Here is a 21,437-nt window from a genome sequence, read left to right on the forward strand (position 1 = left end):
AACTGAAAAACTATGAATGATTTATTTGACTTCTTCTTTAAGGGTAACTTTTTTATGAAAATAGTTACACTTCTATACACACTCTTACTTTCATGGGTAATGAATGGACAAGTACAAGAAATTCCTAACTACAAACCTGTTGATATTGATCTACACAATCAAATTGTAAAAATGGATAGTATATTCTTTAACGCTTATAATACTTGTGACATGAAAACACAAGCAGGTATTTTAAGTGATGATATTGAATTCTTTCATGACAAGGGTGGTTTATCTACCTCTAAAAATGAAATCATAGCTGCCACTAAAAAAAATATTTGCGGTAAGGTTACTCGTACCTTGATAAAGGGTAGCATTGAAGTATACCCTATTAATAAGTATGGAGCCGTTCAAATAGGTTATCATAAGTTTTTTAATAATAGAGAACCTAACGCTAAATCTATTCCTAGCAAGTTTATTGCTATCTGGAAAAAAGAACATGAAAAGTGGTTAATGACAAAAATTATTAGCCTGCATTAAAAATATAGTTGACACTAACAACATTAGTTCATTGGTTAGCTAACTCCGATGACACTAATACTTGGTTTTATTAGTTAAGCCAAAGCTGTACAGCTTTGGCTTTTTCTTTGCATGAATCTCACTTATTAAAATACTAAAACCTATATCTTTGTTTAAAACATTCCTTGTATGAATTTAACCATTGAGAACATTTTATTAATAGGGTCTTTATTGCTTTTAATAAGTATTATTGTAGGAAAAACATCTTATAAATTTGGAGTTCCTACTCTACTCCTTTTTTTAAGTATCGGAATGCTTGCAGGCTCTGATGGTATTGGAGGTATTATTTTTGACGACCCAAAAGCCGCACAATTTATAGGAATTGTTTCTTTAAATTTTATTCTATTTTCTGGTGGTTTAGATACAAATTGGAAAGCTGTTAAACCTATACTTAAAGAAGGGTTAGCACTTTCTACTTTAGGAGTATTGCTTACCGCTGTTTCCTTAGGACTATTTGTTTGGAATGTTACCAACTTTACGATATATGAAAGCTTACTATTAGGAGCTATTGTTTCTTCTACCGATGCTGCAGCTGTATTCTCTATTTTACGCTCTAAAAACTTAGCATTAAGAGAAAACTTGCGCCCTACTTTGGAGCTAGAAAGTGGTAGTAACGACCCCATGGCTTACGTATTAACTATAGCTTTTTTAACACTAGTTATTCATCAAGATCAAAGCTTAACCTCTATAATACCTTTATTTTTACAGCAAATGATATTTGGTGCTATTGCTGGTTTTTTGTTTGGTATGCTTAGCAAAAAAATAATAAACTCAATAAAACTTGATTTTGAAGGGTTGTATCCTGTTTTGGTTATTGCACTTATGTTTATTACTTTTTCTTTCACTGATTTTATAAGTGGTAATGGCTTTTTAGCTATTTATATTTGTGCTGTTTATTTAGGAAATCAAAACTTAATTCATAAAAAAACTATTTTAAAAATGTTTGATGGATTAGCTTGGTTAATGCAAATAGTACTGTTCTTAACCTTAGGACTACTTGTTTTTCCTTCACAAATTGTTCCTTATATTGGTATTGGACTTATTATTTCACTCTTCTTAATTTTTATTGCTCGACCTGTAGGAGTTTTTATTAGTTTACTTTTTTTTAAAATGAAATTAAGGAGGCGTTTTTATATTTCATGGGTTGGCCTACGTGGGGCCGTTCCTATAGTATTTGCTACCTACCCTCTTTTAGCTGGTATAGATAAAGCTAATATTATTTTTAATATCGTATTTTTTATATCAGTTACTTCTATTATAATACAAGGTACAACACTTAGTATTGTTGCAAAATGGTTAAACGTTGCTTTACCTGAAGAAACAAAAAAATTAAGTGCCACAGATATGTTGTTAGAAGAAAATCCAAAAGCTTTAATGCAAGAAATTATAATTACAGAATCATGCAAATCGGCAAATAAAAAAATTGTTGAATTAAACTTTCCTAAAAACGCTATTATAGCCATGATAAAAAGAGATGGTAACTATATTACTCCTAATGGTTCAACTACAATAAATAATGCTGATATTTTAATTGTTCTTGCTGATAAAAAAAGTGTTTTTAAAGAAGTTAATGAAAGTCTTAAAAATTAACTTTTTATGAGTTTTGGTATTATTTAATAAAGTAACTTTGCAGTATGAATAAGGTTTTGAAATTTCTAAGTCTACTTTTTATTACAACGGTATATTTTACCGCTATTGGGTATACTCAAGAAGAGCAATCTTTTTCTAATAAGTTACGCAAACCTAATTCTGCTCTTAAAGAATATAAACAAAAGCTTTCTTCTAAGGGATTACAGCACACTACAGAATCAGAAAATCTTACCAATCACTTTAACAACCTTCCTTCTACTAATGTAAAAAACACATTCTCAGAAGCAGGCATCAATTTTAAATCTGTTGAATTATTTTTCAACAGAAAATATATTCAATACATTTCTTTATCAAGAAATACTATAGTAAACTATAGAAAATCTGATTTAATATTTCCTTTTCATTACCATTGGTGATTTTTTTGAACTTTAATATTCAACTAATCAATTTTATCATAAAAAATATACTCTTAACTAATAATTAATTAAGAGTAAAACCCAATTTAATTAAAAATAAATGGATTTAGGAACCATAATCATTGGTGCTATACTATTAGTTATATGTATAGTTCCTTTTATACTTGTACGTAAAAAACAATTAACAAAAAAGAAGAAAAAACTTCAAATACTAAATAATATTTCTCTAGAATATAACTGTAATATAGAAGGATATGAATTTTGTAATGATTTTGTTTTAGGAATTGACAAATCTAAAAACTATCTTTTCTATTTTAAACAATCTGAAGAAAACACACAAAAAGAAGTCATAAATCTACAAACAATTGAAGAATGTATTGTTATTAAAAAAACACGAAGCATAAACGATAGAACAATTGAATTAATAAAGCTGAATTTTATAAAAGATAATGAAACTACTTCAATTATTATTTATGATGAAAAAAAAGACCTGTTAATTAGCAACGAATTACTAGTGGCAAATAAATGGGCTCTTCTAATTAATAGTAGTTTAAAAAAACAATAAGTTTTAATATCTAATCTAAGCCTTAGAATTACTTAAGGCTTAGATTTTTATTAAACTCTTTTTATACTTGCCTAACATTTTTTTTATGAATATTTTCGACAAAAATTATAGTTATAAATTAACTGCTATGTAAATACAAAAAGAATAAAGTGATTACCAAAAAAGTTTCTTCGTTCTTTCTATTATACAAACAACATTAAATAAGTGAATATGGGAAAAATTAAAATTGAAAGCACTGTTGGTGCTAAAATTTATGCTAATGAAAAAGAACTAGGTTTAATAAAAAAAGAAAACAAAGAATATGTAGTAGAAAACGGCAGGTATGAAATCTATGCCAAAGCGTCTTGGTGTGGTAGTCAAAAAATAAATATAAATGTTACCGATGATAAAACCATCACCTTAACTCTTAACAGTTTTAAATACGAGGGAATTATAAGAACAATTATGATGTTACTTGTTGCTTTATTTATGTTTTCAAAAAGTCTCATTTTTTTAATTCTTGCAGGAATTATTATTCTATATCCTTTATACTATATTTCTTTTGGAAAAGATAATTACTTAGAATTAAATGAGAAGCATGAAAACAACCTAGTTAATACACAAAACATTTAATTTTTACTTTAACAAACCACAACTTGTTTAATTAATACACCTATAAAAAGCTATGAACTACAAAATAATAAAACTACTCTTTGACCCAAGAGAAACGATTAATAAAAAAGAATTTTTATTTGGAATAATAATTTTATTCATTTTAGCCTTCTCTCTAGTTATTAATTTTATCACAAATATTAGTATCACAGCATTTATAAGCCATAAAGGAGTTCAAAAATTAGCTACATATCAAATTATACAGCCATTTACTATCCCTTATTTGCCTATTAACTTTATACTTTTTTACAGTTCTATTATTCTAGCAATTAAAAGAGTTAAAGACCTTAATTCTAAAGTATGGGTAGGTGTACTAACCGGAATATTCATCTTTCTTTTTTTTGATGTTACTTTCTTAAAAACAACTACTAGCACAGGAACGCTTTCTAATTTATTAGGAGTAGAAATAAATAATGAAGTAAAAAATTATCATCTATTTAATATGGGGATTTATATACTTTTAGGAGTAAGTTCCATATTCATTCTTTCGATTCTAAAAGGGACAAAACACTATGTAAAAGATGTTTACAATAAAGGAAAATTAACCATCTTTCAATTTATTAATCAATTAGGTTTTTTACTTATTATCATTTTTGTCTTGTCTATACTTTTTATTACTCTTTTTGGTATCGCTAGTAATAACAATACTCTTAATTTCCTTAATCGAAACATGTTTTGGCAATCAATTATTCTTGGTTTTACTAGTCTTTTAATTATTATGTGGTATTTAAAACTGGTTTACATGAGATTAAAAAACACTACTTTTTCTTTCTTGAACTATTTTTTATGTTTTATAGTTTATATTATAAGTTTAGCCTCTTTAATTGTAATAACATATAAAGTTGATAATTTAAATTACATAAATACATATCAAACTTTTTTCTCGCTTATTAATATAGCATTTTCATTTATAAACCTTTCTTTATTTTTGTTAGACAAAGACTCGAAACCACTAGTGCTTGGTATTAAAAAACACAATTAATTAAACAGTTCTTCTGAAATTTTTAAATTCTCCTAGATTGATCATTACTAATCACATGGAAACGATTAACTATTACCCATTAACAAAAAACTTAAAGTTATACTAACTTAATATAATCTATTTAGTAAGACTCGTATTTTTTATAAAGATGGAAATAATAACTATTGAGTAAAAGCCTCTTTATATCAATATTATTGTATATTAACCATTAAATGAGTTATATGAAATATAAAACCCTATTCCTTTCTTTTTAATTAATCACAACTTCAACATTTACTTAAAGTACCCCTGTAGAAGTTAGTAAAAATGATTTTCTATCGGTGACTCTATTAAAGTTAAGTCAGCTATTTAAAAAACAGAACACTCAACATTTATTCTCTTGAAAATTAAAAGGTTTTTTCTATAAATATTTTTTTATAAACTCTAAAGTTATTAGTGTTAGCTATAAAACTATGATTGATTACTTATTAAAAATTGAATTGTCCATCTCCAAAGTAAGGAGAGGAGAAGTAATAAAAAAAATACTGTAGCTTTGTAATTATGCAATGTTTCATTTACTCTTTTTCAGCTTCCCAAATTGGCGCAAGATTCCTTTTAAATTCTTTAAACCTATCTGGCATGTTTTTAAAAGGAGTAACAACAAAAGTAAAGCTGTCGTCTGCACTAAATCGCCAATAATTTCCTTTTAATGCTCCATCTTCTGTTTCAACATTCCAATCAGGAATATTTATTAAAGAGAATTCTTTAGCTTCTTTATTAAAATCTAAAGCAAAATCTCTTAATACATTTTCAGAAGGATACTTCAGTATAATTTTTGCGTTTAAATCCCCTTTATCAGTAATATAAAAAGTACATGATTTTGATGGATAGGTTTCTATTTCTTTTCTCCAATTTCTTGCTATCACCTTTTCTAGCTCTGTACTAACTTGCATACTATCTGCTTCATTCGCTATAAGTGCAAATATGTTTTCTTGAACTATGGTTATTGTTTGCTTATTTGGGTTTATGGTAACGGTTGTTTTCTCCGCTCCTATCCTACTGTTTTCTCCAAAGAAAACTCCCAATACAAAAAATGCTATTTTTATTACTTCCATCTTTTAAAAATTACATAGCTGTTATTAATTAAAAAGCCGAAACATATGTTTCGGCTTCAAATATTTTAGTTAAACCAAATAGTAAATGATTTAATTTTGGCTAAATCTGGAATTTGTTCTTTGGTTACTTTTTGAGTACTAAATTCTTTTAAACCTAAATCTTCATTATCAATCGTTATTGTTGCGTTTAAATCATCAATAAATAAGGTTGCTGATGAAAATGATGACTCTACTTTACTTACCTTAGTATTTGCATTAATTTCTTGAAAAGTAGATTTTATATTTACTCCTGATTTTGTTTTAAAACGATCATCAAAAATCTCAATACTCTTAATTGTTGACGTAGAGTCTAATTGTTCTTTTGGAGTAATTGTTAGTAAATGCTTTCCTCCTTTTTCATATACTAAATACTTATCATCTTCTTGAAAAAGATTATTTCCTTTAGCCCCTTCACTTAATACTTTAACTACTGAGTCTTGCTTAAATACGTTTTCTATTTCGTTAACAGTTGTTTTCGTTGTTAACTTTCCTACTTTTCCTTTAGCAATATCAAATTTGCTATTACCACACTGGATAAATAGTACTGATATTACTGCGATAACTAAAGGTTTCATAAATGTTCTCATTTGTCTTCTTTTATATTTAAAACGTCTATTTCTTGTATTTCTTATTTTATTACTTTTTTCAAAATTCCAAAGGCTGCTCTTATAAAGGTAGCACTGGTTAATACCTTTACTATTGGGTTCATACGTGTGCTTCTACTACGTGTTGAAGATTTTCTTCTTGTTTTTTCTTCCTCCTCTTTGCGTGCTTCTTCAGTTTTTTCTTTGTTGACTTTTTCTATCTTCTCGTTTAGCATTTCGTAAGCACTCTCCCTATCAATAGTATCGTTGTATTTCGGGATTAATCTTGAATTATCTAAAACTTGTTTAATTTCCTTATCTGTTAATACATCCATTCTACTCATAGGTGCACGTAACATGGTTCGTGCCAATGGTGTTGGAATTCCTTTTTCATTTAATACAGAAATCAACGCCTCTCCTATTCCCAACTGTGTTAATACTTCTTTAGTATCGTAATATTCAGAATCTGGATAGTTTTCTGCAGCTAATTTAATTGCTTTTCTATCTTTTGCTGTAAAGGCACGTAAGGCATGTTGAATCTTCATTCCTAACTGTGCTAATACGTCTTCCGGAACATCTTTTGGATTTTGTGTTACAAAGTATAATCCTATTCCTTTAGATCGAATTAATTTTACGATGCTTTCTATTTGACTTAATAACGCTTTTGAAGCTTCATCAAATACTAAATGGGCTTCATCTATAAAAATCACCAATTCTGGTCGACCACTATCTCCTTGTTCTGGAAAAGTTTCATATACCTCAGCTAGTAACTGTAGCATAAAGGTTGAAAACAACTTTGGTCTATCTTGAATATCTGTCAAGCGTAATACAGAAATAACGCCACGTCCGTTTTCATCAATACGAGTTAAATCGTCAACATCAAATGATTTTTCTCCGAAGAATAAATCACCTCCTTGTTGCTCAATTTCAACAATTTTTCTGAGAATTGCTCCAGTACTTGCGGTAGAAATTCTTCCGTATTCTTTTTTAATCTCTTCTTTTCCTTCATTGGTTATGTATTGAAGGATTTTCTTGAAGTCTTTTAAGTCTAATAACGGTAATTGGTTATCATCACAATATTTAAAAATAATCGCTACAATTCCAGATTGTGTCTCCGTCAAATCTAAAATACGTGATAATAAAACAGGTCCAAATTCAGAAACTGTAGCACGTAAACGGACTCCGTTTTGTTCTGAAATAGATAAAATTTCTATTGGAAATTTTGTTGGAGTAAATGGTATTCCGATTTTTTCGTGGCGTTCATCAATCTTAACATGCCCAGGACTTGGTTGTGCTAATCCACTTAAGTCTCCTTTTACATCCATTAACAATACAGGTATTCCTTTTTCTGACATGTTTTCTGCCAGCACTTGCAAGGTTTTTGTTTTTCCTGTTCCTGTTGCTCCAGCTATTAATCCGTGACGATTTAATGTTTTTAAAGGAATATTTACATGAGCGTTTGTTACAGTTTCTTCTCCTAACATTCCTGCTCCTAGCGTAATAAACTCTCCTTTTGTTGTATAGCCTTCTTTGATGTAATTGAAAAACTCTTCGGTTTTACTCATTATTTATGACCTTTTTTGTGATAAAAACACGTAAAAGTAACAAAAATCATTCATTAAATTTTAATGTTGCCTATCTTTGCACCCTTATGTTGAAAAAAGAAGTACAAGAGTTAATTAATACAGGAGAAATGCTTCCGTTAATGGAAGAGTTTTACACGATTCAGGGAGAAGGGGCACACACTGGTACTGCTGCTTATTTTATTCGTATTGGCGGTTGCGATGTAGGTTGCCATTGGTGTGATGTAAAAGAAAGCTGGGATGCTAATTTACATCCGCCTACAAAAACGGATATTATTGTTGAAAATGCAAAGAAATATGCCGAAACTGTGGTAATTACAGGTGGAGAGCCTTTAATGTGGAGTTTAGACTATATTACAGGGCAACTTCAAGAAAAAGGTATTAAAACACATATTGAAACTTCTGGAGCGTATGACTTTTCTGGGGTTTGGGATTGGTTTTGTTTATCGCCTAAAAAAACAAAATTACCTTTAGAACGTGCTTATCAAGAAGCAGATGAGTTGAAAATGATTATTCATAATAAAAATGATTTTCAGTTTGCTGAGGAACAGGCTGCTAAAGTTGGTAAAAAATGTAAGTTGTTTTTACAACCTGAATGGAGTAAAAAGGAAAAAATGACTCCACAAATTATTGATTATGTGATGGAGCATCCTCAATGGAAAATTTCCTTACAAACACACAAGTATTTAAATATACCATAAACAAAAAAAGCAACCATACTTCGACTACGCTCAGTAAAAAGGTTGCTTTTTTAATATTCATTAGGTTCTATATGAATTAAAACATGCCCCAAGTCTGGGAGTTTTTCTCTTAAATAGTCTTTTAATTTATGAGCAATATCGTGTCCTTCTTTTACTGTAATAGTACTATCTACAATGGCATGTAAATCTACATGATATTTCATTCCTGCTTTACGAACAAAGCATTTTTCTGTTCCTAAAACACCTGCTACTTCCATAGATTTTTCTCTTATTTCTTCTATTAAATCGTCATATACATGTTCATCCATTATTTCACCCAGTGCTGGTCTAAAAATTAGGTAACTATTGTATAAAATAAAGAACGAAGCCAATAAAGCTGCCCAATCATCAGCAGTTTCATAACCTTCTTTAAAAATAAGTGCTATTGAAATCCCTATAAATGCCATTAAAGAAGTAATTGCATCACTTCTATGATGCCACGCATCTGCTTTTAAAGAAGAACTATTAGTTTCTTTACTCTTTCTGATAACCACTTGAAAGGATATTTCTTTCCAAATAATAATTGCCCCTAAAACGAGTAACGTCCATGGTTTAGGAGTTTTATGTGGAGTTTGGATATTCTGTATACTTTCATAGGCAATAATTGTAGCCGAAGTTACCAAAAAAGCAACTACTACAAAGGTGATTAAAGGTTCTATTTTTCCGTGTCCGTATGGGTGATTTTTATCTGCAGGTCTTTTCGCATATTTCAACCCTAACAACACTAAAAGAGAAGAAAAAATATCAGTAGTAGATTCAATTGCATCTGCTATTAACGCGTATGAGTTTCCAAAAATACCTGCTAGTCCTTTTATAATTGCTAAACTAGTATTGCTTAGAATACTAAAATAGGTGGTTTTTATAGCTAACTCTTCTTTACTCATTGAATTATGATATTACAATCTCTTTTTATGAGGTTGTACGAAGGTACTTGAAAAGTATTGAAAAAAAAAGACTCGCCAATTAGCGAGTCTCTTGGATAGTTTATAAAACTACCACTTTAACAACAATTAATAGTTAATAACGAATGAAAAATTAGTTCCAGCCTCCTCCTAAGGCTTTATATACTTTTACATTTGCTAATAATTGATCTCTTTTCGTTTCTATGATTTCAATTTTAGACTCTAATGCTTCTCTTTGTGTTAACAACACTTCTGTATATTCTGCTCTTGCTGATTTAAACAAACGAACTGAAAGATCTATAGATTCATTTAACGCTTCTACTTGTTGCTTTTTTAAATCGTAACTATTTTTCAAGTTGTCAATTTTTGAAAGCTCATTGGCTACTTCTAAATACGCATTTAAAATAGCTCTTTCGTATTCATAAACAGCTTGTAATTGTTTATTATTGGCTGTTTTATAAGCTGCTTTTATCGCATTTCTATTGATTAAAGGTCCTACAATATCTCCTGCTAAAGAATAGACTAACGATTCTGGTGTTGATGTTAAAAACTTAGGTTTAAATGCTTGTAACCCCACTCCTGCTTTAATTCCTATTGATGGATAAAAATTAGCTCGTGCTATTTTGGTATTCAATTTAGCTGCTGCTAACTCGTATTCAGCTCTCCTTAAATCGGGTCTGTTTTGTAACAGTTGTGATGGAATTCCTGCTTTTACTCCTTCAATAGGTTTGTCTATAAAATTATCTGAGTTTCTTTCTATAGGTTGTGGATACCTTCCTACTAAAAAGTTAATTTTATTTTCAGTTTCTACAATCTCTTGTTGAAGTTCGTATAGGTGACTTTGGTTTTTAAGTACACTCGCTTCAAACCTACGCACTGCTAATTCTGTTGTTCTTGCGGCTTGCTTTTGAAGCTTTACCATTTGCAATGCATTTTTTTGAATCTCTAAGTTTTGTGAAACCATAGATAATTCATTATCTAATGCTACTAATTCGTAATATGAATTTGCAATTTCTGAAACCAAATTAGTTACCATAAAGTTTTTTCCTTCAACACTAGCTAAGTATTCTAATACTGCTGCTTTCTTCTCATTTCGTAACTTCTTCCATACGTCTAGCTCCCAAGAAGCTGAAAGTCCTATTGAAAAATCAGTTAATGGTTCAGGAAATTTTTCACCTTCGCGGATATCTAAATTTTCTTCTACAGCACCATTTCTAGTATACTTCCCAACCTTTTCTAATTCAGCTCCTGCATACATATTTACAAACGGTAAATACTCACCTTTTTTTGCTTTGATGTTATTTTTTGAAATAGCTACTTGTTGTAACATTATGTTCAACTCTTGGTTGTTTGATAAAGCTGTATCTATCAGAGAAATTAAATGTGAATCTGAAAAAAAGTCACGCCATTTAATAGTAGCTGTACTTAATGAGTCTGCTGGTTGATTCTTAAAATTCTCTGGTACTGCTTTGTTCTCCTCTCTTAATACTTGATTTGGCACGCAAGAGCACAAAATTAAGAGGACAAGCACACTTAAAAAGTGTGCTTTTTTTATTACAAATGAACTTCTTCGTTTAGTTTTCATTGTTTTCTCTTTTAATTATTTTCTTTAGAAGTTTTTTAAGCTCTGTTATTTTAACTTTTGTTTTACTTCCTTCAACTTCATTTATTCTTATAAACTCTTCAGAAACTGGTTCATTAGCTTCGTCTTTAATTAAGCTTCTTCCATCACTCATTTTAGCAAATATGTAATAGAGACCTGGTATAATTAAAACTCCGAAAATGGTTCCTATTAACATTCCTCCTAAAGCTGACCCACCAATAGTTCTGTTTCCAATAGCTCCTGCTCCGTGAGCTATAACTAACGGTATTAATCCTGCTATAAATGCAAATGAAGTCATTAAAATTGGCCTGAATCGTTCTTTAGCTCCTTCAATAGCTGCTTCAAAAATTGTAGCTCCCTGGCTTCGTTTTAGTACTGCAAATTCTACAATTAACACTGCATTTTTACCTAATAAACCAACCAGCATTATTATTCCGATTTGTGCATATACATCATTCGCTAGGCCCATTAGTTTTAAGAGTGTGAATGACCCGTACACTCCTACTGGAAGTGAGAAAATCACTGCTAATGGCAGTATAAAACTTTCGTATTGTGCTGCTAACACAAAGTATACAAAAGCTAATACAATGATGAAAATATACACTGATTCATTACCTCTTTGTGCTTCATCATAGGTAAGTCCTTCCCAAGCAACATCATACCCTCTTGGTAATTCTTTTGCTGCTACTTCTTTAATTGCGTTAATAGCATCTCCACTTGTGTATCCTGATGCTGGTAACCCTCTAATAGCTGCTGAATTATATAAATTGTATCGTGTTATCTCATTAGGTCCTAGTTTTTTTTCTAAACTCATGAACGCTGAATAAGGCACCATTTTTCCTTCCTCATTTTTAACATATAGTTTTTCTAAATCTGAAGGGATTCTCCTGTATTCTGGCGCTGCTTGTGTATACACTTTAAAAAATCTACCAAAACGAATAAAACCTTGTTCATAGGTACTACCTATTAAAATGTTTAGGTTTTCCATGGCTTTACCAATGGTTACTCCTTTTTGCATCGCTTTTTTATTGTCGATTTTTAATTCGTACTGCGGATAGTTTGCAGAATAAAAAGTAAATAAACCTGTAAGCTCTTTTCGTTTTGATAACGATTCCATGAATTTGTTATTGATACGTTCAAATTCGTGGTAGTCTGTTGAGTTTGTTTTATCTAATAAACGCATTGAGAATCCTCCTGAAGATCCAAAACCTGGTACTGCTGGTGGTTCAAAATATTCTATAACCGCCCCTAAATCTTTGGTTTCTTCTTCTAATTCTTCCATGATTTCGTGAACTGAATGATGACGTTCTGACCATGGTTTTAAGTTAATTAAACAGGTACCTGCATTGGATCCTCTACCTTCGGTCATAATTTCATATCCTGCTAAAGATGAAACTGATTCTACTCCTTCGGTTTCTTCACAAATCTGTTGTAGTTTTCTTGCTACTTCATTTGTACGTTCTAAAGTAGCACCTGGTGGTGTTTGAATAATAGCATAGATCATTCCTTGATCTTCACTAGGAATAAAACCTGCTGGTAATGTTTTATTGGTAATAAATATTCCTGCACAGAAAGCTAGTAATACTCCAAAGGTTAACATTCTTCTTGCTACGATTCTGTTTAACACTTTTACATATCTTCCTGTAAGTTTTTCAAACCCTTTGTTAAACCAATCAATAAATTTATCTATTATTGATTTTTTTCTTTCTTTTCCGTGGTTATTCTTCAACATTATTGCACACAATACTGGTGTTAATGTTAATGCTACCACTGCTGAAATAATGATAGAACCCGCCATTGTTATAGAGAACTGTCTGTAAAAAACTCCTACGGGCCCTGTCATAAATGAAATTGGCACAAATACAGAGACCATAACCAATGTAATTGCTAAAATAGCTCCCCCTATTTCTCCTAATGCTGCCTTAGATGCTTGGTAAGGTGTAAGATGTTCCTTCTCCATTTTTAAATGGACTGCTTCTACCACTACAATAGCATCATCTACCACAATACCAATGGCTAATACTAATGCAAACAAGGTAATTAAGTTTATTGAAAGCCCAAAAAGTTGCATTACAAAGAACGCCCCAATTAAAGATACTGGTACTGCTATAATTGGAATTAAGGTTGATCGTAAATCTCCTAAGAAGAGAAACACCACAATTGCCACTAAAATAAAGGCATCTCTAAGTGTATGTATTACTTGTTCTATTGAGGCATCTAAAAAGTTAGAAACGTCATAACTAATTTTAAAATCAATCCCTGGTGGTAGATCTTCTTTTAATTCTTTTAGTTTTTCTTTTACCGATGCTATTACATCACTACCATTACTTCCAAAGGTTTGTTTTAAAACAATAGATGCTGATGGATACCCATCTAAGTTTGAGTAAATATCGAAGAATTCACTCCCTAATTTTACTTCGGCAACATCTTTTAACTTTAAAATTTCTCCTTCTTCATTTGCTCGAATAATAATGTCTTTATACTGATCTGGTTCGTTATACCTGTTTTGATAGGTAAGTACGTATTCTAGTGATTGTGATTTGATTCCTGAACTTCTTCCTAATCTTCCGGGTCTTGCCAAAATACTTTGGTCTTCCATCGCTTCTAAAATTTCTTCTGCAGAAATATTATAGGCTCTCATTCGGTCTGGTTTTAACCAAACTCTCATCGCATATTTTCTACTTCCTAAAATTTTAGCACTGGCGATACCGTTAATACGTTGAATCTCGGGTATCATTTTGGTATACGCATAGTTGTATAGGAACTTTTCGTCATTATGTTTTTCTTTACTAAAAAGGTTCACATACATTAACATACTTGGTTGTACTGGAGTAATAATTACTCCTTCTCGCTGTACTAATTCAGGTAATAAAGGCATTACTTGATCTACCCTTGTTTTTACCCTTACTACTGCTTGGTTGGGATCTGTACCGGGTTCAAAAATTACACGTAGGGTTCCTTCTCCTGCACTGGTAGCATCAGAAGCGATATAACGCATTCCTTGTACTCCATTGATGGCTGTTTCTAGAGGAATTAGTGTTGAGTTTACCAATACATCTGCACTTGAACCTGGGTATGCTATAAATATGTTTACCGTGGTTGGTGCAATTTGTGGAAACTGTGATATTGGGAGTTGTTTTATTGATAACAACCCCGTAAAAACAACTATTATCGAAATAACAATTGCTAGTACTGGTCTTTTTATAAATTGACTAAACATGTATTGTTGAATTTTAGTTTTTGATTACTCTGCATATAAGTCTAAACTAGACATTACAGCATTTGGCTCTTTAAACTCAACATGTATCTTTTGTTGATCTTTTACCATACGGATTCCTTCTAACAATATTTTATCGTTTTCTGTAAGTCCTTTTTCTACTATAAATAAGTGTGGTAATTCTGCTTCTACAGTAATTTCTCGTTGTTTTACTATATTGTTTTTATCTACTACAAAAACATATTTTTTATCTAATACTTCAAAAGTGGCTTTTTGTGGAATTATTAAAGCTCCTTCGTACGGAACTTCCATTAAAATACTTCCTGTTTCTCCGTGTCTTAAAATTCCATCTGGATTTGGGAAAGTTGCTCTAAAGGCAATGTTTCCTGTTTCATTGTTAAACTCTCCCTCAATCGTTTCTACAATTCCTTTTTGATTGAATGGTTTGTTATTTGCCATTAAAAGTGTTACTTCTTTTTTCTTGTCTTTATCTTGACTCATTATATAATCTAGATATTCTGTTTCTGGCACATTAAAATATACCCACATTTTACTGTTGTCTGATAGTGTTGTTAGGAGTTCTCCTTCATCTAACAAACTTCCTTTTCTAACATGTAAGTGGTCCATTATACCATTAAACGGAGCCTTAATACTTGTAAAACCCAGGTGTGTTTGGGCTAGCATTACTTCAGCTTTTGCTTTTTCGTAATTTGCTTTTGCTAAGGCTAATTCGTTTTTAGAAACTACGTTTCCATCTGCTAATAATTCCGTGTTTTTATATTCAATTTCAGCAGCTTTTGCTTCTGCTTTTGCTTTTTGTAAATCTGCCTTATAAACATTTGCTGATATTTGAAACATGTTTTGTCCTTTTTTTACATGCTGTCCTTCATCAACAAATACTTTCTTTAAATATCCTTTTTCAAGCGCCCTCAATTCTATGTGCTGAATGGCATGTATTTGACTTACATAATCTTTGGTTATTGATGTATCTTTTTTAATGGGATTGGTTACAAGGAACTTTGTTTCTGGGTGTTTAGATTCCTTTTTTGATTCGCAGCTAATGTTAATTAATAGCGCAAATAGACTCATGAAAATGAAGTTTTTTTTCATTTTTTGTATGTATTTGTAAAGTTAGAGTGAGTGTGTAACCATTGAATACCAATGGTTATTCTAAAAATTTAATTAAATTTTTATGTGGGGTATATAAAGTAAGCTAAATAAAAGCTTTAGGTTTACTTTACCGAAGAGGGTATCAAATTATAAAAACTTGAAATTTAATATGCAATTTTAAAATAGCACTATAAGTGTACTCTTTAAAGCGTTGTGCTTTTTCTTTTACTACACAAAACTGGCACTCAAAAAACTGCGCATGTAAAATGGCTGATAAGTAACTTCCGAATTTTGACAAACTTTCATCTACTTCATTTTCGTCTTGGGTTTTGTCTTCAATTTCACTGATTTCGAAATAACTCTCCCTTTCAGAATCTTGATATTTTTCGCTAAAAACGTAATTACTGATGTGTTGAGTAATAAATTGTGGCTCTTCTTTTACGTTTACAGATTTAAAAGTAGCCACTGAGGTAGTTGTATCAAAAGTCTTTTGGTCTGCATATGATGTAGACCATCCTTTTAATAAAAGTATTAATAAAAATAGATATTTATTAAATGTATTACTCATTTCAATCGGCAAAATTATAGATATATATTCATTTAACAAATAATTCGTATTGTAAAATATTTATAAAACAAAAAAACTCGCCGATTGGCGAGTTTTAATAGTATGTTTTTTAGGATATAAAGCTATTCTTTATAAACTCCCATATTTTCGTATTTCTCCATACGCTGAGCTATCAACTCTTTATCTTTAAGCTTATTAAGTTCTTCGTACGCTTTTATAATTTGCTCTTTAACAGCTTTAAAAGTTCCTTCACGGTCAGAGTGTGCACCTCCTAAAGGTTCTTTTATGATATCATCAACTATTTTTAGTTTCATACCATCTTCTGCCGTTAATTTTAATGCTTCTGCTGCTTTTTCTTTTTCTGACCAACTACGCCATAAAATAGAAGAACAGTTTTCAGGTGAGATAACTGAATACCAAGAATTTTCTAACATATATACTCTATCTCCTACTCCTATTCCTAAAGCTCCTCCTGAAGCTCCTTCTCCAATAATTATGGTAATAATTGGAGTTTTTAAGCGAGTCATTTCAAAGATATTACGAGCAATTGCTTCTCCTTGTCCACGTTCTTCAGCTTCTAATCCTGGGTAAGCACCTGGAGTATCTACTAAAGTTACTACTGGTATTCCAAATTTTTCAGCCATGCGCATTAAACGTAATGCTTTACGGTATCCTTCTGGGTTTGCCATACCAAAGTTACGATATTGACGTGTTTTGGTATTGTATCCTTTTTGCTGACCTATGAACATAAAAGATTGGTCTCCAATCTTACCTAGTCCACCAATCATAGCTTTATCATCTTTTACACTACGGTCACCGTGTAATTCCATAAATGTATCTCCACAAAGTGCTTTAATATAATCTAAGGTATAAGGACGATTTGGATGACGAGATAACTGTACGCGTTGCCATGCCGTTAAATTCTTATATATATCTTTCTTAGCTTTTTCTAATTTTTTTTCAATCTTCTGACATGTAGCTGTAACGTCTACATCACTTTCTTTTCCTATATCAAAACATTTTGCCAACTGATCTTCTAGCTCTTTTATTGGCATTTCAAAATCTAAATATTCCATTGTATTCTTGTATATAGTTTGATTTTCTAATTTACTAGTTAGTTGTTTGTAAAGGCAAACATACTAAAAAATTGTACAGTTTACCTTCATCACTTTTCTTAAAATATTATTTTTTTATAATTTTCTTTTTTATGGAAGAAACATTTTTGAGTACTCCATTTAATAATACTACTATTAAAACAATACAAGTCCCGTAATAAAACTCTGGATTCATTTGTTCTTTTTCTCCAAATATTAATAATGCTAAAATAATAGCGTATATAGGTTCTAAATTAATCGTGAGCATTACTGTATAAGGTGTTAAATACCTCATTACTTGCACTGAAGCTATAAAAGCATAGGCTGTACAAATACTACTTAAAATGAATAAATATATCCAGTCACTTGTTTGTAATTGAAAAAACTCTATTGAAAATTTTTGTGTAAATAATAAATATATAGTTACTCCTAAAACTCCAAATAATAACTGATAAAATGAAATAGTATTTGCTTCGTGTTTTTTTATAAACAAACCGTTTAGTACTGAAAATAATGCGGAGAGAAATGCTGAAATTAATGCATAAATAATGCCTAGTGTATACTGACTTTCAAAATTAAAAATAATGTACAATCCCATTATTACTAACAAGCCTAATACTATTTCTATTGTTTTTATTCTTCTTTTAAAAAAGAAAGGTTCTATAAATGAGGCAAAAAAAGCTCCAGTACTCATCATTACTAAAGCTACAGATACATTTGATACTTTTATTGCTTTGAAAAATGTTATCCAGTGTACTGCTATAATTACTCCTGAAATGGCAAACTTAATTAATGCTTTTTTTTCTACTTTAAATGACTTCTTCCTTATTAAAAAATATAAAGCAATAAAACCTACTGCTAACAACATTCTAAACCAAACTAAAGGTACTGCATCAATTGATATTAATGCGCCTAAAATAGCTGTAAACCCCCAAATAAATACGATTAAATGTAAGAGTAAGTAATTCTTTAATTTATCTCCTTGCATTGAAATATAAATAAACAGCGTATAAACCAAATACCACATTAGGTCCCCAAACATTTAACAATGCATTTGCTCCTGCTACAGCTCCTAATACTTCTGCTACTTTTAAAAAGAATACATAAATAAACATAACGCTTATACCTATTGCCAAATTAACTCCTATGCCTCCTCTAGTTTTCCTATGTGCTAGTCCTACCGCAATTAACGTTAATATGTAGCTCGCAATTGGTAAACTTGTTCTCTTATATAGTTCTACTAAATAAGCATTTAAGTTTTTTATTCCTCTTTTTCTAGACACTTCAATAAACTTAATCAACTCTGGTGAGTTCATTTCTTGTGCCATTATATTTTTATAATTAAAATCTTCTGGTGTAAATGTAAATGTAGTATCTAAACTTTTCCCCGAAAAGATACTATCTCTTTCTTTAAAAATTTTTCGTTCTTTCCAGTTATATAATTTAAACGTACTATCTTTTTCCTTCCAATTAATATTATCAGCTATAAGTTTCTTTTTTAATTTAATACCGTCATATAAATCTATTGAAAAATTATAGCCTGAATTTCTTTTTAAATCAAAACTTTGAATGTATACATAAGTACTATCATTCAATTGTAAGCTAAACTCTCGGATGGAATTATCTGCATACTTTTTTTTCTTTAAATACTTCTTTTCAAAAGCTTTTCGTGTTTTACTACTTGAGGGTACAAAAAAATGGTTCATTGAGAGTGCTATTGCACAAACTATAGTTGCTCCTATAAAATATGGAAATAAAAAACGTGTGAATGATACTTGTGAGCTATTGATTGCTACAATTTCTGTGTTACTTGCCAGCTTAGAAGTAAATAGTATAACTGCTATAAACAATGCTAATGGCATAAATGTATTAGCATAGTAAATAATAAAGTTTTTATAGTAATCGTTAACTATTTCAAACAATGTTAAATTTTCTTCTCGTAAAAACTTATCAACTTTTTCTGCAATATCAATAGCTACCGCAATAGGTATTAAAATAAGTAATGTAAACAGAAAAGTTACTAAGTAACGTTTTAATATGTACCAATCTAGTATTTTCAAATTACAAACGTTTATCCATTTGTTTTACCATTTTGTCTTTCCATTCAGTAAAATCTCCTGCTATTATGTGTTTACGTGCTTCACGAACTAACCATAAATAAAACCCTAGGTTATGAATAGAAGCTATCTGCTTTCCTAACATTTCTCTTGCAGCAAATAAGTGACGTAAATAGGCTTTAGAATACATGGTATCTACCCAAGTAATGCCCATTTCATCAATTGGAGAAAAATCGTTTTCCCACTTTTTATTTTTAATATTTATGCTACCGTGTGCTGTAAATAACATTCCGTTACGTGCATTACGAGTTGGCATTACGCAATCGAACATATCAACTCCTAACGCTATGTTTTCTAAAATATTAATTGGTGTACCAACTCCCATTAAATAACGTGGTTTGTCTTCTGGTAAAATTTCAGTAACCACTTCTGTCATTGCATACATTTCTTCAGCAGGTTCTCCTACTGATAATCCTCCTATCGCATTTCCTTCTGCTCCTGAGTTTGCTATATACTCTGCTGATTGCTTACGTAAATCTTTGTATGTACTTCCTTGTACAATTGGAAATAAAGACTGACTATATCCATATTTTGGAGGCGTGTTCTCAAAGTGTTTTATACAACGATCTAACCAACGGTGAGTCATGTGCATAGATCGTTTTGCATAGTTATAATCACAAGGGTATGGCGTACACTCATCAAAAGCCATAATTATATCTGCTCCAATGGTACGCTGTGTTTCCATTACATTTTCTGGTGTAAAAAAATGTGTAGAGCCGTCAATATGACTTTTAAACTTTACTCCTTCTTCATTTATCTTCCTTCTTCCTGACAAAGAGTATACTTGATATCCTCCACTATCAGTTAAAATATTACGATCCCAATTCATGAACTTATGTAAGCCTCCTGCAGCTTCTAAAGTTTCTAATTTTGGACGTAAGTATAAATGATATGTATTTCCTAAAATAATATCAGGATTGATTTCGTCTTTTAATTCTGATTGATGTACTCCTTTAACCGTAGCTACTGTACCTACAGGCATGAATATTGGAGTTTCTATAGTTCCATGATCAGTAGTAATAACGCCTGCGCGTGCTTTACTTTTTGGATCGGTTATTTTTAAGTCAAATTGCATAAGTGGCAAAGATACACATGTAAGTTGAATGTTTAAAAGTAGATAGTTAAAAGTTTCTTATTACTAATTTTTAACTTTTTCTTCTTCTTCCAAACTTGGATTTAAAATCTGCTCTCTTCTTTGATTGTTTGTTATTTTGAGGAGAGGCTTTTTGATTCTTTTTTTCTGCTTCTTCGTATGTTTTTGACGAACCTGCTACGAGTTTATTAATTTCATCCATTTCTTTAGATGATAATTCACGCCACTCTCCTACTTTTAAACTTCCTAAAGTTACGTTCATAATACGTGTGCGTTTTAATTTCTTTACATCATATCCTAAGTATTCACACATACGTCTTATTTGACGATTTAAGCCTTGTATTAAAATTATTTTAAATGTGGTATCATTTATACGTTCTACCTTGCATTTCTTTGTTACAGTTCCTAAAATAGGAATTCCATTACTCATTCTTTTTATAAAGCGCTCATCAAAAGGTTTATTAACCGTAACAATGTATTCTTTTTCGTGGTTATTCCCTGCTCGTAATATTTTGTTTACAATATCTCCATCATTGGTTAAAAAAATTAATCCTTCTGAAGGTTTATCTAAGCGACCAATAGGAAATAGTCGTTGTGGATGCCCCACAAATTTCACGATATTTTTACGTTCTTTACTATCAGTAGTACAAACAATGCCTTTAGGTTTGTTTAATGCTATATGTATCGTTTTGGGTTTTGCTTTTAATGGTTTTCCATCAATTTTTACCACATCTCCTTCATGAACTCTGTTTCCTAACTGGGTAGGTTTCCCATTTATCGTTACTCTTCCCTCAGTTATAAATCGTTCTGCTTCACGACGTGAACAAATACCTGTACTACTAATGTACTTGTTAAGATTTATTGATGTATCGTTATTATTATTTTCCATGTAATCAAAAAAAAGACAGTCTCAAAAGTACTAAATATTGTC

Annotated in this window: 20 protein-coding genes; 7 read left to right on the forward strand and 13 right to left on the reverse strand. The window is 30.6% G+C overall.

What is annotated here, in order from left to right; translation table 11 throughout:
- Positions 1–12: 12 nt before the first annotated feature.
- The 6 genes from D6200_RS04870 to D6200_RS04895 all read left to right on the forward strand — a co-directional run bounded on the left by D6200_RS04870 (position 13) and on the right by D6200_RS04895 (position 4,762).
- Complete coding sequence (locus D6200_RS04870; protein ID WP_239178894.1) at positions 13–519, forward strand: nuclear transport factor 2 family protein; 507 nt, start codon at positions 13–15, stop codon at positions 517–519.
- Positions 520–687: 168 nt separating this feature from the next.
- On the forward strand, positions 688–2,148 hold the full coding sequence (locus tag D6200_RS04875; protein WP_073183047.1) for a potassium/proton antiporter: 1,461 nt from the start codon (positions 688–690) through the stop codon (positions 2,146–2,148).
- A gap of 44 nt (positions 2,149–2,192) precedes the next feature.
- On the forward strand, positions 2,193–2,564 hold the full coding sequence (locus tag D6200_RS04880) for a hypothetical protein (protein ID WP_047789415.1): 372 nt from the start codon (positions 2,193–2,195) through the stop codon (positions 2,562–2,564).
- Positions 2,565–2,664: 100 nt separating this feature from the next.
- Positions 2,665–3,129 carry a hypothetical protein gene (locus tag D6200_RS04885; protein ID WP_073183049.1) on the forward strand — a complete coding sequence of 155 codons (465 nt, stop codon included), beginning with the start codon at positions 2,665–2,667 and terminating at the stop codon, positions 3,127–3,129.
- 210 nt (positions 3,130–3,339) lie between these two features.
- The gene (locus D6200_RS04890) at positions 3,340–3,741 is read left to right on the forward strand and encodes a hypothetical protein (protein WP_073183051.1); all 402 of its coding nucleotides are present in this window, start codon (positions 3,340–3,342) and stop codon (positions 3,739–3,741) included.
- Between the two features lie 52 nt (positions 3,742–3,793).
- On the forward strand, positions 3,794–4,762 hold the full coding sequence (locus tag D6200_RS04895) for a hypothetical protein (RefSeq protein ID WP_073183053.1): 969 nt from the start codon (positions 3,794–3,796) through the stop codon (positions 4,760–4,762).
- 554 nt (positions 4,763–5,316) lie between these two features.
- Here the strand turns inward: D6200_RS04895 and D6200_RS04900 are convergent.
- The 3 genes from D6200_RS04900 to D6200_RS04910 all read right to left on the reverse strand — a co-directional run bounded on the left by D6200_RS04900 (position 5,317) and on the right by D6200_RS04910 (position 8,044).
- Positions 5,317–5,856 carry a hypothetical protein gene (locus tag D6200_RS04900; protein WP_073183056.1) on the reverse strand — a complete coding sequence of 180 codons (540 nt, stop codon included), beginning with the start codon at positions 5,854–5,856 and terminating at the stop codon, positions 5,317–5,319.
- Between the two features lie 65 nt (positions 5,857–5,921).
- The gene (locus tag D6200_RS04905; RefSeq protein WP_047789409.1) at positions 5,922–6,482 is read right to left on the reverse strand and encodes a hypothetical protein; all 561 of its coding nucleotides are present in this window, start codon (positions 6,480–6,482) and stop codon (positions 5,922–5,924) included.
- A gap of 41 nt (positions 6,483–6,523) precedes the next feature.
- A complete protein-coding gene (locus D6200_RS04910; protein WP_073183058.1) occupies positions 6,524–8,044 on the reverse strand; it encodes a helicase HerA-like domain-containing protein in 1,521 nt (506 codons plus the stop codon).
- A gap of 86 nt (positions 8,045–8,130) precedes the next feature.
- Between D6200_RS04910 and D6200_RS04915 the strand changes: the two genes are divergently transcribed.
- Positions 8,131–8,763, forward strand: a complete 633-nt coding sequence (locus tag D6200_RS04915) for a 7-carboxy-7-deazaguanine synthase QueE (RefSeq protein ID WP_047789407.1) — start codon at positions 8,131–8,133, stop codon at positions 8,761–8,763.
- Between the two features lie 50 nt (positions 8,764–8,813).
- Here D6200_RS04915 and D6200_RS04920 read toward each other — a convergent pair whose 3' ends face one another.
- From D6200_RS04920 to rluF, 10 genes are all read right to left on the reverse strand, one after another.
- Positions 8,814–9,686 carry a cation diffusion facilitator family transporter gene (locus D6200_RS04920; RefSeq protein ID WP_073183060.1) on the reverse strand — a complete coding sequence of 291 codons (873 nt, stop codon included), beginning with the start codon at positions 9,684–9,686 and terminating at the stop codon, positions 8,814–8,816.
- Positions 9,687–9,837: 151 nt separating this feature from the next.
- Positions 9,838–11,289, reverse strand: a complete 1,452-nt coding sequence (locus D6200_RS04925) for a TolC family protein (protein WP_047789405.1) — start codon at positions 11,287–11,289, stop codon at positions 9,838–9,840.
- The gene (locus tag D6200_RS04930) at positions 11,279–14,527 is read right to left on the reverse strand and encodes an efflux RND transporter permease subunit (protein ID WP_073183062.1); all 3,249 of its coding nucleotides are present in this window, start codon (positions 14,525–14,527) and stop codon (positions 11,279–11,281) included. The genes D6200_RS04925 and D6200_RS04930 overlap by 11 nt, the downstream gene beginning before the upstream one ends.
- 24 nt (positions 14,528–14,551) lie before the next feature.
- Positions 14,552–15,634, reverse strand: a complete 1,083-nt coding sequence (locus D6200_RS04935; protein WP_073183064.1) for an efflux RND transporter periplasmic adaptor subunit — start codon at positions 15,632–15,634, stop codon at positions 14,552–14,554.
- 142 nt (positions 15,635–15,776) lie between these two features.
- Positions 15,777–16,202 carry a hypothetical protein gene (locus tag D6200_RS04940; RefSeq protein WP_073183066.1) on the reverse strand — a complete coding sequence of 142 codons (426 nt, stop codon included), beginning with the start codon at positions 16,200–16,202 and terminating at the stop codon, positions 15,777–15,779.
- A gap of 122 nt (positions 16,203–16,324) precedes the next feature.
- Complete coding sequence (locus D6200_RS04945) at positions 16,325–17,278, reverse strand: acetyl-CoA carboxylase carboxyltransferase subunit alpha (RefSeq protein WP_047789401.1); 954 nt, start codon at positions 17,276–17,278, stop codon at positions 16,325–16,327.
- A 106-nt stretch (positions 17,279–17,384) separates the two neighbouring features.
- Positions 17,385–18,284, reverse strand: coding sequence for a DMT family transporter (locus D6200_RS04950; protein ID WP_073183069.1), 900 nt, complete (start codon positions 18,282–18,284; stop codon positions 17,385–17,387).
- Positions 18,271–19,356, reverse strand: a complete 1,086-nt coding sequence (locus D6200_RS04955; RefSeq protein ID WP_047789399.1) for an LptF/LptG family permease — start codon at positions 19,354–19,356, stop codon at positions 18,271–18,273. Before D6200_RS04955 ends, D6200_RS04950 begins: the two co-directional genes overlap by 14 nt.
- Position 19,357: 1 nt before the next feature.
- Positions 19,358–20,488, reverse strand: coding sequence for a tRNA guanosine(34) transglycosylase Tgt (gene tgt / locus D6200_RS04960; protein WP_047789398.1), 1,131 nt, complete (start codon positions 20,486–20,488; stop codon positions 19,358–19,360).
- A gap of 70 nt (positions 20,489–20,558) precedes the next feature.
- Entirely contained in the window at positions 20,559–21,395 is an 837-nt protein-coding gene (gene rluF / locus D6200_RS04965) for a 23S rRNA pseudouridine(2604) synthase RluF (RefSeq protein ID WP_073183071.1), read from the reverse strand.
- Between the last annotated feature and the right edge of the window lie 42 nt (positions 21,396–21,437).

The sequence above is a fragment of the Tenacibaculum mesophilum genome (genome assembly GCF_003867075.1).
GTDB lineage: Bacteria > Bacteroidota > Bacteroidia > Flavobacteriales > Flavobacteriaceae > Polaribacter > Polaribacter mesophilus.